This window comes from Rhodococcus sp. MurmanLake-1, assembly GCF_056945715.1.
Map to the genome: position 1 here is coordinate 313,358 of NZ_JBWZNF010000003.1, position 12,323 is coordinate 325,680.

Annotated in this window: 13 protein-coding genes; 9 read left to right on the forward strand and 4 right to left on the reverse strand. The window is 63.0% G+C overall.

All coding sequences use genetic code 11. From position 1 onward, the window contains the following. Nucleotides 1-22: 22 nt before the first annotated feature. Nucleotides 23-760, forward strand: a complete 738-nt coding sequence (locus AC2ETI_RS11385) for a FadR/GntR family transcriptional regulator (protein WP_024487763.1) — start codon at nucleotides 23-25, stop codon at nucleotides 758-760. Between the two features lie 67 nt (nucleotides 761-827). Continuing rightward, a complete protein-coding gene (locus AC2ETI_RS11390; protein ID WP_019746984.1) occupies nucleotides 828-983 on the forward strand; it encodes a hypothetical protein in 156 nt (51 codons plus the stop codon). Nucleotides 984-1,038: 55 nt separating this feature from the next. On the opposite strand, the gene AC2ETI_RS11395 is transcribed toward AC2ETI_RS11390, so the two are convergent. Then, the gene (locus AC2ETI_RS11395) at nucleotides 1,039-2,154 is read right to left on the reverse strand and encodes an NAD(P)H-dependent flavin oxidoreductase (protein ID WP_003945863.1); all 1,116 of its coding nucleotides are present in this window, start codon (nucleotides 2,152-2,154) and stop codon (nucleotides 1,039-1,041) included. Beyond that, a complete protein-coding gene (locus tag AC2ETI_RS11400) occupies nucleotides 2,154-3,827 on the reverse strand; it encodes an acyl-CoA synthetase (RefSeq protein ID WP_029537562.1) in 1,674 nt (557 codons plus the stop codon). Before AC2ETI_RS11400 ends, AC2ETI_RS11395 begins: the two co-directional genes overlap by 1 nt. Nucleotides 3,828-3,906: 79 nt before the next feature. Between AC2ETI_RS11400 and AC2ETI_RS11405 the strand changes: the two genes are divergently transcribed. Beyond that, nucleotides 3,907-4,731, forward strand: a complete 825-nt coding sequence (locus AC2ETI_RS11405; RefSeq protein WP_007734275.1) for a crotonase/enoyl-CoA hydratase family protein — start codon at nucleotides 3,907-3,909, stop codon at nucleotides 4,729-4,731. Between the two features lie 153 nt (nucleotides 4,732-4,884). Here AC2ETI_RS11405 and AC2ETI_RS11410 read toward each other — a convergent pair whose 3' ends face one another. Further along, nucleotides 4,885-5,859, reverse strand: a complete 975-nt coding sequence (locus tag AC2ETI_RS11410) for a hypothetical protein (RefSeq protein WP_483633920.1) — start codon at nucleotides 5,857-5,859, stop codon at nucleotides 4,885-4,887. Between the two features lie 175 nt (nucleotides 5,860-6,034). Beyond that, nucleotides 6,035-7,072: an LLM class F420-dependent oxidoreductase gene (locus AC2ETI_RS11415; protein ID WP_483633921.1), complete on the reverse strand. Its 1,038-nt coding sequence runs from the start codon at nucleotides 7,070-7,072 to the stop codon at nucleotides 6,035-6,037. A 73-nt stretch (nucleotides 7,073-7,145) separates the two neighbouring features. Here AC2ETI_RS11415 and AC2ETI_RS11420 point away from each other — a divergent pair, with 73 nt between their 5' ends. The 6 genes from AC2ETI_RS11420 (at nucleotide 7,146) to AC2ETI_RS11445 (ending at nucleotide 12,258) form a co-directional block, all read left to right on the forward strand. Next, nucleotides 7,146-8,123 (forward strand): Zn-ribbon domain-containing OB-fold protein, encoded by a 978-nt coding sequence (locus tag AC2ETI_RS11420; protein ID WP_021342921.1) that lies wholly within the window; start codon nucleotides 7,146-7,148, stop codon nucleotides 8,121-8,123. 10 nt (nucleotides 8,124-8,133) lie between these two features. After that, nucleotides 8,134-9,204, forward strand: a complete 1,071-nt coding sequence (locus tag AC2ETI_RS11425) for a thiolase domain-containing protein (RefSeq protein WP_483633922.1) — start codon at nucleotides 8,134-8,136, stop codon at nucleotides 9,202-9,204. Continuing rightward, nucleotides 9,204-10,385: a thiolase domain-containing protein gene (locus AC2ETI_RS11430; protein WP_003945946.1), complete on the forward strand. Its 1,182-nt coding sequence runs from the start codon at nucleotides 9,204-9,206 to the stop codon at nucleotides 10,383-10,385. The genes AC2ETI_RS11425 and AC2ETI_RS11430 overlap by 1 nt, the downstream gene beginning before the upstream one ends. Before the next feature lie 35 nt (nucleotides 10,386-10,420). Next, the gene (locus AC2ETI_RS11435) at nucleotides 10,421-11,284 is read left to right on the forward strand and encodes a TIGR03619 family F420-dependent LLM class oxidoreductase (RefSeq protein WP_483633923.1); all 864 of its coding nucleotides are present in this window, start codon (nucleotides 10,421-10,423) and stop codon (nucleotides 11,282-11,284) included. Between the two features lie 9 nt (nucleotides 11,285-11,293). After that, on the forward strand, nucleotides 11,294-11,704 hold the full coding sequence (locus AC2ETI_RS11440) for a nuclear transport factor 2 family protein (RefSeq protein ID WP_019746977.1): 411 nt from the start codon (nucleotides 11,294-11,296) through the stop codon (nucleotides 11,702-11,704). A gap of 173 nt (nucleotides 11,705-11,877) precedes the next feature. Further along, complete coding sequence (locus AC2ETI_RS11445; protein ID WP_020906296.1) at nucleotides 11,878-12,258, forward strand: VOC family protein; 381 nt, start codon at nucleotides 11,878-11,880, stop codon at nucleotides 12,256-12,258. Nucleotides 12,259-12,323 lie beyond the last annotated feature (65 nt).

The window sequence follows — 12,323 nt, forward strand, 5'->3', positions numbered from 1 at the left end:
TCGTATCAGAAAAGGGGAATCGATGTCTGTCCGGAGTGGCACACAGGGCGCTCGTTTCAGCGCGCAAAACCGCATGCGCGCACTTCAGACGGACATCATGAACTTGATCCTCGAACGCAGACTCTCCCCAGGCGACCCGATGCCCACCGAGGCCGAACTGTCCGAAGAGTTGGGAATCGGCCGGAACACGCTCCGCGAGGCACTCAAGGTTCTGCAGGCCTTGGGCGTCGTCGAGATCCGTCACGGTTTCGGAATGTTCGTCGCCCCGAGCAACTTCGACGCTCTCGCCGACGGCCTGACCTTCCGTGGCCGGTTGTCGTTGCAGGGCACCGGGCACGAGGCGATGGAACTGGTCGACATTCGTCAGGCACTCGAGACCGGACTGATCGGTGCGGCGATGGCCGAGATGACGTCGGCCGACCACGCCGACCTCGACGAACTCGTCACCGGCATGGAGGTCCGTGCCGCCGCCGGGAAGAACTTCTCCGACATCGACGCGACCTTCCATTCCCGCCTGTACTCCCCGCTCGACAACCAGGTCCTCGCTCAGTTGATGGACGTCTTCTGGCAGGTGTACAGCGAGATCCAGCAGGCTATCGGGCATTCGGATACACCACTGATCGACATCGCGTCGAAGCATCGTGCGATTCTCGACGCGATCCGTACGGGTGATGCCGTCGAGGCGGCGCACACTCTCGATGTGCACTTCGGTGGCCTGCGCGAGCGGATCGCCGGCCTTCATGCTTCCGAAGCGCAGTAGTTTCGAAACGCGTGATTTTGCTCCGCTGTCTCACCATCGCGCCCGTTCTTCCGGCAAAATTACGGGTATGAAGAACCCGAACCTGACGCCTTCGCGCGTTCTCGCAGTTGTCCTCGCTGCCGCCCTGGTCATTTTCGTGATCGCACGTCGCCGCGACGACGGCGCCCTCAGCCGCGGAGAATGGTTGTCGGACAGCGTCGGACCGGACGACCTCGCCGGCTGAAACGACGTATGCCCTCGGCCGAAACTCGGCCGAGGGCATACGTACGTGTCATCTACTACTTCATCGAATCCAGTCGGGTTCGCGCGTCCTCGAACCCCGACACCAGCTCTGCCATGACCTCGGCGACCGGTCGGATCTCGTTCATCCGTCCCACGATCTGACCGACGGGCATTGCCACAACTTCCGGGTTCTCCGATGCAGCGATTCTCTGATGAGCGTCGCTGACCAGTAGGTTCTGCAGCGGCATCGGCAAGGGCGCCGGTGCTCCCGGGTTCGACCAGGCTTCCGTCCACTTGGTCTTGAGCAACCGAGCGGGCTTACCCGAGTAGATGCGCGAACGTACGGTGTCGGCCGACGTCGCGCCCAACAGTGCACGCTGAATAGCGGAAGGGCCTTCGCCCGACGCACTGCCGAGTTTGTATTCGGACGTGGTGAGCCAGTACGAGCCCATCCACACTCCGGACGCACCGAGTGCAAGTGCAGCAGCCACCTGACGGCCGCTGCCGATACCGCCGGCAGCCAGTACGGCCGCCGAATCGCCCAGTGCATCAACGATTTCCGGAACGAGAACCATCGACGCAATTTCGCCGGTGTGACCGCCGGCCTCGTAGCCCTGCGCGATCACGATGTCGACACCGTTCTCGACGTGACGACGTGCATGCTCGACGGCGCCGGCCAGTGCTGCTACCGGAACGCCTTTCTCGTGTGCCTGATCGATGACGTCCTTCGGCGGCGATCCCAGTGCATTCGCAATCAACGCGATCCGGTGTCCCAGAGCAACATCGACGTGAGACCGCGCTACCGAGTGAAGCCATCCCAGTACGCCGGTCGCATGCTCGACGTCGTCGGAAAGCGGCGGCACACCGAGTTCGTCGAGCGTTCGGTTGACGAAGGCGCGGTGCTCCTCCGGAATCAGCTTGTCGAGATCGACGGCGCCGCCTTCTGTCGGCACCTTTGCCGGCATGACGATGTCGACGCCGTACGGCTTACCGTCGGTGTTCTCGTCCATCCACGTCAGTGCGGCTTCGAGCTCTTCCGGATCGTTGAACCGGACGCAACCGAGCACGCCCAGACCGCCCGCGCGGCTGATCGCGGCCGCGACGTGCTCGGAAGGAGTGAATCCGAAGATCGGGTATTCGATGCCGAACTTGTCGGCGAGATCCGAACGCATCAGGCTTCCACGCTTTCGTTTGCGGACGCCACAGGAGCGCCATTTCCGTTGTGATCGTCAGCCTCGCGCGATTCCGTTTCGGCCTTCGCCCAGCGGTAGTCGGGCTTGCCGGCCGGATTGCGCTTGATCTGGTCGACGAACCACACGCTGCGCGGAACCTTGTATCCGGCAATCTCTTTGCGCGCTGCGGTGGCGATGTCGTGCAACGTCGGCGACGTGCCTTCGCGTACCTGAACCACTGCGGCAACCCGCTGACCGAAGCGCTCGTCGGGGATACCGACCACCAGCACGTCGAAGATGTCCGGGTGCGCCTTCAACGCGCCCTCGACCTCTTCCGGGTAAACCTTCTCACCGCCGCTGTTGATGGACACCGAACCGCGGCCGAGCATCGTGACCGTGCCGTCGGCTTCGACCTGCGCATAGTCGCCGGGGATCGAGTAGCGAACGCCGTTGATGGTGCGGAAGGTTTCGGCCGTCTTGACCTCGTCCTTGTAGTAGCCGAGCGGGATGTTGCCCTTGCGCGCGAGCATGCCGCGCTTGCCCGATCCGGGTTCGACCTCGTTGCCGTCGTCGTCGAGAACCGTTGTGGAGGCGTCGATCTTGACCGTCGGACCGCCAGTGTGCTTCTGCCCCTTGCTCAGCACGGCCAGTCCGCCGAAGCCGGTCTCGGATGCTCCGATGGAGTCGGTCAGCAGGCGGTTGGGCAACAGTTCGAGGAACTGCTCCTGGATGCTCGGCGAGAAGAGCGCAGCACTGCTGGCCATCACGTAGAGCGTCGAAAGATCGTACGGCTCACCCGTCTTCGGATTGCCGGCGATCAGTGCGTCGAGCATCGGGCGGCCCATCGCGTCACCCGTGATGAAGATCAGGTTGACCTTGTGCTTGTCGATGTTCTGCCACACCTCGTGGGCGTCGAATTCGGGGTGCATCAAACAGGTTCCGCCGCCGAAGAGGCTGTGGAACACCGCAGACTGCGAACCGCCGTGAATCATCGGGGGAATCGGGTAGCGGATCATGCTCGGGTTGGCTGCGCCGACCTTCGCCATCTCGTACTCGTCCTCGACCGGAACGCCGGTCACGAAGTTGATGCCGCCGCCGAGCACACGCCACCAGTCCTCGTGACGCCACATGACGCCCTTGGGACTTCCGGTGGTGCCGCCGGTGTAGAGCATGAAGATGTCGTCGTTGCTGCGCTCTTCGAAATCACGCTCACCCGAACTCTGCGCGAGTGCGTCCTCGTAGCCGATGCCGAAAGCACTGAAATCCAGATCGGTGCCGTCCTCGACCACGATGACGGACTTGACCTTGGGAGTGTTCGGCAGGACGTTCGCGACCTTGTCCGAGTAGCGGCGCTCGTGAATGAGTGCCACCATGTCGGAGTTGTCGAAGATGTACTGCAACTCGTTCTCGACGTACCGGTAGTTGATGTTGACCATCACGGCCCGGATCTTGAAAACGGCGACCATGGCCTCGATCGCCTCGATGACGTTCCGGCAGTAGATGCCGACCTTGTCACCCGGCTGAACGCCATGTTCACGCAGGTAGTGGCCGAGGCGGTTTGCTCGGTCCTCCAACTGCGCATAAGTCATCTCGCGATTGTCCGAGACCAGCGCAACGCGGTCCGGAACGAGGTCGATTGCGTGCTCTACGAAGTCTGCGATGTTAAGGGCCACGAGTTCAAAGTAGAACGTGTTACCGTTTCTGGCAAGACCCAATTTGAGAGCCAGCTCACAGACCCGCCAGGAGCCATCAGTGTCCACTTCGACGACCGAAAAATCAGACATTTCGGAAACCGCGCCGCATTGCCTCGTGGAGAAGCGCGGCCACGTTCTCATCGTGACCATGAATCGCCCCGAGCGTAAGAACGCCATCACCGGCGAGATGATGGCGATCATGGTCGACGCCTGGGACCAGGTCGACAACGACCCCGAAATCCGTGTGGCGATCCTGACCGGAGCAGGTGGCGATTTCTGCGCCGGCGCCGACCTCAAGAACATGTCCGCCAAGCCGCCGGGAGATTCCTTCGCGGGCGGCGGAGTCGACATGTCCAAGATCGAAGGCCTCCTCAAGGGTCGCCGGTTGACCAAGCCGCTGATCGCCGCGGTCGAGGGTGCAGCCATCGCCGGTGGAACCGAAATCCTGCAGGGCACCGACATCCGCGTCGCAGGCGAGAGCGCAAAGTTCGGCGTCTCCGAAGCCAAGTGGGGGCTCTTCCCACTCGGCGGTTCCGCAGTGCGTCTGGTGCGCCAGATTCCGTACACGATCGCGGCGGACATCCTGCTCACCGGTCGTCACATCAAAGCGCCCGAAGCCAAGGAGATCGGGCTGATCGGCCACGTCGTCCCGGACGGCCAGGCCCTCGACAAGGCACTGGAGCTCGCCGACCTGATCAGCGCCAACGGCCCCCTCGCTGTGCAGGCGATCCTCAAGACCATCCGCGACACCGAGGGCATGCACGAGGAAGAGGCCTTCCAGATCGACGCGCAACTGGGCATGAAGGTGTTCATGAGCGCGGACGCCAAGGAGGGCCCGCGAGCCTTCGGTGAGAAGCGGGCGCCCCAGTTCAAGGGTGTCTGAGTCAGGGTTGCCTGTCCCCACCCCTGCCTGACCCACCCCTGTCTGACCGACCCCCGCCTGAGCCCCCCTTTCCCGTCCCCTCTCGGTGCACCCACCCCCTTCTCGAGCGAACGTACCTTTCGGCGCCTTCAGTGCGCCGAAAGGCACTTTCGCTCAGCCGGTTTCGTCCAATTTGACCCACCTCGACCTCGCGAACACCTGTGGCCGGGGACGTGACTGCGCCAATCTGTAGTGCGCACGCAGGTCCTCGATCACACGATCAGGGTCCGTTCGCAGTGCACTGGGCACCGTCGGCAACACGATGATTCCCGCATTCTGCATACGCGTCCGGCGTTCCACCGTGCGCTTGTAGTCCGTCGGCGCGGCATGCCATTCCAAGGAGTCGATGTCCCACGCGAAGGCAACCGAATCGATCCATCCGTCCGGAATTGCGATGAAGTCTCCGTCGGCATCCCGGATCTCATGGTTGAACAACATTTCCGGCAGCCCGCTCCGCTGCCACAGTTTTCGCGCGTGAACCTCCGGAACCGAGTGGACGTTCGCGTTCACTTCGCGCAACACGACCCGAGGTAGCGCGGAACCCCGACTGCTACCCGCCTCGAGTTCCTTCGCAAGTTCGCGCACCGAGACGTCGCCACGCTGAACGACCTCGGCAATGAGTGCCCGTGTGGGATCGAGGGCCTTGCACCGCCTCGCAGCGTCGAGTAGTGCCCGCGGCAGCGGCGCACAGCGCAGACCGTTGCGAATCTCCGGCTCAGGCAGTCGAATAGTGCGCTCCACCGTGACGAATCCAACCGATTGAACTCGACGGTCGATGGGGATGAGCACCTGCACATCCCCGGCGTGCGTCCGATATCCGTACTCCGACATGGCAGATCGCCCCGTCAGCAGAGACTCGTCACCGCTCAACATGAGCGCAGCGATCGATCGTTGACGTGGCGTCGGTTGACCATTTCGGAGCAGGATCACTCCTGGCAATATGCGCTGCCAGGGTCCGCCCGCTCGACACCGGGTGTGCACGGCGGAGTTGGAGACGCCCAATCGCGCCAAGTCCGCCGTTCGGATCACTCCGCTTCGACTGACGCGGTAGATCGCGTCCAGATCATCGCCCCACATCCCACGCCGCATGGTTGCAGCATGACTCGAGTAGCAGCGCGGGCCCCGGAGTCGAACTGGGGTTTTGGCGGCCCTGTGGATAACTTTCGGCGAGCGAAAGGCGCGTTGAGCGCCTCAGATGCGCTGAACGTGCCGTTCGCTCACAAAAAGTGGGGGTACCGCTCGAAAAAAAAAGGGGGTGCCCCGCTCAACCACCCACCGCGGCCGCGAGCTCTCGCACATGGTCGGCGTCGCGGCAGGTCACCAACAACATCGTGACTCCGGCTTCCTCCCAACGCTTCACGTCCGCGCGCACCTCGTCGACGTTGCCGATGATCATGGTCTCGGTGACCATCTCGTCGGGGACGACGGCAGCAGCTTCGTCCTTGCGGCCCGACATGAAGAGGCGACCGATCTCGTCGACCTCCTTCTCGTAGCCCATCCGCTTGTAGACCTGTGCGTGAAAGTTCAACTCCGGGGCGCCCATTCCGCCGACGTAGAGGGCGGTCATCGGCTTGAGAGCGGCGATGGCCGCGGCACGATCGTCGGTCACGATGACCTGGCACGTGGCGGCCACCTCGAAGTCTTCGCGGCTACGACGGGCCACGGCGCGAGCGAAGCCTTCGTCGAGCCACTTGTTGTACATCGGCGCCAGGCGCGGGGTGTAGTAGATCGCCAGCCACCCGTCGGCGATTTCACCGGCGAGCGCGACGTTCTTCGGCCCTTCGGCGCCGAGCCAGATCGGGATGTCCGCACGCAGCGGGTGCGTAATGGGCTTGAGCGGCTTGCCAAGTCCCGAACTGCCCGGTCCCGCATACGGCAGAGGGTAGTGGGGGCCGGGGCTGGTGACGGGCGCTTCACGGGCGAGGACCTGGCGCACGATCGAGACGTATTCGCGGGTGCGCGCGAGCGGCTTCTCGAATGGCTGGCCGTACCAACCTTCGACGACCTGCGGTCCGGATACGCCGAGCCCGAGGATCGTTCGCCCACCGTTGAGGTGATCGAGAGTGAGCGCGTGCATGGCACAGCTGGTCGGTGTTCGCGCCGAAATCTGTACGACGGAGGTGCCGAGACGGACGTTCTCGGTCCGAGATCCCCACCAGGCGAGCGGGGTGAAGGCGTCCGAGCCCCACGACTCCGCGGCGAAGACCGCGTCGAATCCCGCGCCTTCCGCGGCCTCGATCAGTTCCGGGGCGTTTGCCGGCGGCTGTGCGCCCCAGTATCCGAGTTGCAACCCAAGCTTCATCGCAGGCCTCCACATTGCCGGTGATCAGAAGTGACTCTTGCCACAATCTCTAGAACCTGTTCTACTCGATCTTGTGACCATCGGAAAGAGCGGGGTGGCCGACAAGCCCCTGAGCGCACCATTGAATCTTCATTTCGACTACACCAGATCGACGGGACCGACCATCGGCGCGTTCGTGACTGCCCTGCGTGATCGCAAGGTGATCGGCGCACGTGGGTCGAACGGTCGTGTCTTCGTGCCGCCACCGGAATTCGATCCGGATACGGCCGAACCACTGACCGACTTCGTCGGAGTCTCCGACGGCGGAACGGTCGTGAGTTGGACGTGGATGCCCGAACCCATCGAGGGTCAACCCCTGACGAAGCCTTTCGCGTGGGCCCTGATCAAGCTCGACGGCGCGGACACGTCCATGCTCCACGCGGTCGACGTCGACTCCCCCGACGACATCAGCACCGGCCTGCGGGTTCGTGCTCGCTGGGCGTCGGAGCGGATCGGGCAGATCAAGGACATCGAGTGCTTCGAACCAGGTGAGAGCGAAAATGGAATCGCGACAGTCGATTCCACCGCCGATCCTGTCACCATGATCACGACGCCTGTCGACCTGCACTTCATGCATTCCGCTTCGGCCGAGGAGAGCTTCTACCTCCGTGGTCTCGCAGAAGGCAAACTGATCGGTGGTCGCAGCGGCCCCGAAGACAAGATCTACATCCCACCGCGCGGCGCGAATCCCACCAACGGGAAGCCGACGAGCGAGCAGATCGAACTGCCCGACAAGGGAATTGTCACCACCTTCTGCATCGTCAACGTCCCGTTCCTCGGGCAGCGAATCAAACCGCCCTACGTGGCCGCCTACGTGCTTCTCGACGGAGCCGACATTCCGTTCCTGCACTTGATCCTCGAATGTGATGCCGCGGACGTACGCATGGGCATGCGCGTCGAAGCCAAGTGGAAGCCTCGCGAAGAGTGGGGTTACACCCTCGAGAACATCGAATACTTCCGGCCGACAGGTGAACCCGACGCCGAGTACTCCACCTTCCAACACCACCTGTGAGGCTCCTGAAATGACTTCTGCAGACATCGCAGTCGTGGGCTTTGCTCAGGCACCCCACGTCCGCGAAACCAACGGCACCACCAACGGCGTCGAGATGCTCGTCCCGTGCTTCCAGCAGCTCTACAGCGATCTGGGAATCACCAAGTCCGACATCGGCTTCTGGTGCTCCGGATCTTCCGATTACCTGGCCGGACGAGCGTTCTCCTTCATCTCGGCCATCGACTCCATCGGAGCGGTCCCGCCGATCAACGAATCTCACGTCGAGATGGATGCTGCGTGGGCCTTCTACGAAGCGTGGATCAAGATCTTGACCGGCGAGGTCGAGACCGCGCTGGTGTACGGCTTCGGCAAATCCTCCGCCGGGCACCTGCGCAAGATCCTGTCCATGCAACTCGATCCGTACCTCGTCACTCCGCTGTGGCCGGACTCCGTCTCGATCGCCGGACTTCAAGCCCGACTCGGACTCGACGCAGGTAAGTGGACGCAAGAGGACATGGCGGAGGTTGCCGCTCGCAGCCGTCGTCACGCGCTGAGTAATCCGAAGGCTCAGCTCGCAGGCGAGGTCGACATCGAGGCACTACTCGCCAGCCCGTTCCTCGCAGATCCGTTGCGCGCACACGATTGTGCGCCCATCACCGATGGTGCGGCAGCAATCGTGCTGGCCTCGGGCAATCGCGCCCGCGATCTCTGCGAGCGGCCGGCGTGGATCACCGGACTCGAGCATCGCATCGACTCCCCCAACCTGGGTGCACGTGACCTGACCACCTCGCCGTCCACAACGTCGGCAGCCAAGGCGGCAACGGGCGGCGAGGTCGCCAACATCGACGTCGCCGAACTGCACGCGCCGTTCACTCACCAGGAATTGATCTTGAAGGAAGCGATCGGCCTGACCGACGCCACCACGATCAATCCGTCCGGCGGTCCGCTCAGCGGCAACCCACTGTTCGCCGGTGGTCTGGAACGAATCGGCCACGCCGCCAAGGCAATCTTCGACGGCCAGGCGAATCGCGCTCTGGCCCATGCAACAAGCGGCCCTGTGCTGCAGCAGAACCTGGTAGCAGTCTTGGAGGGACGGAACTGATGGCCGGAACGCCTCAACTCGCGGCCGTGCTCGGCACCGGCCAAACTCACTACGTCGCAAAGCGTCATGATGTCTCGATGGCGGGCTTGGTTCGTGAAGCCATCGACGCCGCGATGCTCGACGCCAACGTCGGCTGGGACGACATCGACGCCGTCGTCATCGGAAAGGCCCCCGACCTGTTCGAGGGTTCGATGATGCCCGAACTCGCCATGTCGGATGCCCTTGGCGCCAACGGAAAGCCGTTGCTGCGTGTTCACACTGCCGGCTCGGTGGGTGGTTCGACGGCTATCGTCGCCTCCAGCCTGGTCAAATCCGGTGTCCACAAGCGGGTTCTGACGGTTTCCTGGGAGAAGCAGTCCGAGTCGAACGCCATGTGGGCGCTGTCCACACCGGTACCGTTCAACATGCCTGTCGGCGCCGGCGCCGGTGGATACTTCGCCCCGCACGTCCGTTCGTACATTCGTCGATCGGGCGCACCGGAGCACATCGGCTACCTCGTCGCGGTGAAAGATCGGCTCAACGGCAGCCTCAATCCGTATGCGCACCTGCGGCAGCCGGACATCACCTTCGAATCGGTGCAGGCATCTCAGATGCTCTGGGATCCGATCCGCTACGACGAGACCTGCCCGTCCTCGGACGGCGCGTGCGCTCTGGTGATCGGCAACGAGGAAGCGGCCGCACAGGTCGAGGCCGAGGGTCGTTCGGTCGCGTGGATCCACGCGACGGCGATGCGCACCGAGCCGACCTTCTATGCCGGACGCGATCAGGTCAATCCGCAGGCCGGCCGTGACGCCGCGGCCGCGCTGTGGAAGTCCGCGGGAATCACCGATCCGCTCAACGAAATCGACTGCGCCGAAATCTATGTCCCGTTCTCGTGGTTCGAGCCGATGTGGCTCGAGAACCTCGGTTTCGCGGAGGAAGGCCAGGGCTGGAAGCTGACCGAGGCCGGCGAAACCGCGATCGGCGGCAAGCTCCCGGTCAATGCCTCGGGCGGTGTTCTCTCTTCCAACCCGATCGGCGCCTCGGGCATGATCCGTTTTGCCGAGTCGGCGATGCAGGTCATGCACCGCGCCGGCGATCACCAGGTGGCCGACGCGCGCAAGGCTCTCGGCCATGCCTACGGCGGTGGCTCGCAGTACTTCTCGATGTGGGTCGTCGGCTCCGAACGTCCCACCACGTAACAGCAGCACACACGCCGATCAGGAAGAGGCCGAAGATGAAGTACACCGTCGGGGTTGCCATGAACCCCTTGGACCAGTTAGCCGGTATCGCCAAAACGGCCGAGGAATGCGGCTTTTCGTCGATCGCTCTCCCCGATTCACTGTTCTTCATGGAAACGCAGGCGGCGGATTACCCGTACACCCCGGACGGGTCTCGGATGTGGAATGCCGAGACCCCCTGGGTCGATCCGCTGATCGCCGCAGCTGCAATGGGCGCGGTGACCGAGAAGATCGAGTTCTACACCCAGGTGCTCAAGCTGGGTAGCCGCAATCCGGTCCTGCTCGCGCGGCAGGTCGGATCTGTAGCGGCATTGACGAACAACCGTTTCGGCTTCGGCGTCGGAATCGGTTGGGCTCCCGAAGAGTTCGAGTGGTGCGGCGCTCCGTACAAGCGTCGCGGCGCCCGAGTGGACGAGATGATCGACGTTCTCAAACTTATTCTCGGCGGCGGGATGGTCGAGTATCACGGCGAGTTCTTCGCTTTCGATCGCCTGCAGATGAGTCCGGCTCCCACCAAGCCGGTTCCGTTCTACGTCGGCGGCCACACCGAGGTGGCACTCAAGCGTGCTGCGCGAGTCGGCGACGGTTGGACCTCGGCGATGATCAAGTTCGACGACCTGGTGGGTGTGATCGCACGACTACGCGAACTGCGCGCCGAGTACGGCCGCGAGAACGAGCCGTTCGAAATCCAGACGGTGTGCATCGACCGTTTCGGCAAGGACGGTTACGCAGAACTCGAAGATGCCGGCGTCACGGACATCATCACCGTACCTTGGGTTTTCGACGGAATCGGCTTCGATGCCCCGCTGGAGGCAAAGCAGGATTCGATGCGTAAGTTCGCCGAGCAGTACATCAACTGAGGAGTCGCGATGACCGACGAACACCCCGCCCGCGTCGCGGGTAACGCTTCGCGCGCCGCAGCGAGTGGCAAGAACAAGGAAGCCTGGCTGGACCTCTTCGCCGAGGACGGTTGGGTGGAGGATCCGGTCGGGCCGTCGGGATTCGATCCCGAAGGCAAAGGCCATCACGGACGCGAAGCGATCTCCAAGTTCTACGACATGACGATCGCGACCGCGGACAAGCTCGAGTTTCTGATCGACGATTCACTGGTGTGCGGCAACGAGAACGTCAACATCGGCAAGATCCGGACCACCATCGGCGGCTCGATCATCGACGCCGAGGGCGTGTTCGTCTATCGCGTGAACGACGCAGGCAAGATCGCGTCACTTCGAGCATTCTGGGAAGTGGACCGTGCGATGAAGACGGCACGCAAAGCCTGAGAACCCACAGTATGAGAGCGGCCCCGGTCATCGACCGGGGCCGCTCTCGTCGTATTCGAATCAGCCTGTCGTACTTGCACCGAGAACCCTGAAATGGTTTCCTGGTTGCCAACGTCGCGTGTCGATGACGGACTGCGTCAGGCATGGAGGCGTCGTACTGCAAGGGGTCACTCATGACCATTTCGTTCAACCACACCATCATCGCCGCAAAAGACCGACAAGAGTCTGCGTGGTTCTTCACTCACATGTTCGGTCTGCCAGGCCCGGTCGAGGCCGGCTACTTTCTCGGCGTCGAACTCGAGCACGGGGTGACACTGGACTTCGCACAGGTGGAAGAGGGCGCCGAGGTTGCGTCTCAGCACTACGCTTTCCTCGTCTCCGAAGATGACTTCGACGGCATCTACCAGCGGATACAGGCGTTGAAACTTGATCACTGGGCCGATCCGCGCCAGTCGAGTACCGGCTTCAACACCAACGACGGTGGGCGTGGGGTCTACTTCCTCGACCCGTCGGGACATTTCCTGGAAGCGATCACCAAGCCATACGGCGGCTGAATTAGAGATTGAACTACAAACGGCGGCGCCTACGGGAGATGAGGGATCCCGCAGACGCCGCCGCA

Coding starts and splice junctions, on each gene's coding strand:
- AC2ETI_RS11385 (WP_024487763.1), top strand. CDS start 23: ATGTCTGTCCGGAGTGGCACACAGGGCGCTCGTTTCAGCGCGCAAAAC.
- AC2ETI_RS11390 (WP_019746984.1), top strand. CDS start 828: ATGAAGAACCCGAACCTGACGCCTTCGCGCGTTCTCGCAGTTGTCCTC.
- AC2ETI_RS11395 (WP_003945863.1), bottom strand. CDS start 2,154: ATGCGTTCGGATCTCGCCGACAAGTTCGGCATCGAATACCCGATCTTC.
- AC2ETI_RS11410 (WP_483633920.1), bottom strand. CDS start 5,859: ATGCGGCGTGGGATGTGGGGCGATGATCTGGACGCGATCTACCGCGTC.
- AC2ETI_RS11415 (WP_483633921.1), bottom strand. CDS start 7,072: ATGAAGCTTGGGTTGCAACTCGGATACTGGGGCGCACAGCCGCCGGCA.
- AC2ETI_RS11425 (WP_483633922.1), top strand. CDS start 8,134: ATGACTTCTGCAGACATCGCAGTCGTGGGCTTTGCTCAGGCACCCCAC.
- AC2ETI_RS11430 (WP_003945946.1), top strand. CDS start 9,204: ATGGCCGGAACGCCTCAACTCGCGGCCGTGCTCGGCACCGGCCAAACT.
- AC2ETI_RS11435 (WP_483633923.1), top strand. CDS start 10,421: ATGAAGTACACCGTCGGGGTTGCCATGAACCCCTTGGACCAGTTAGCC.
- AC2ETI_RS11440 (WP_019746977.1), top strand. CDS start 11,294: ATGACCGACGAACACCCCGCCCGCGTCGCGGGTAACGCTTCGCGCGCC.
- AC2ETI_RS11445 (WP_020906296.1), top strand. CDS start 11,878: ATGACCATTTCGTTCAACCACACCATCATCGCCGCAAAAGACCGACAA.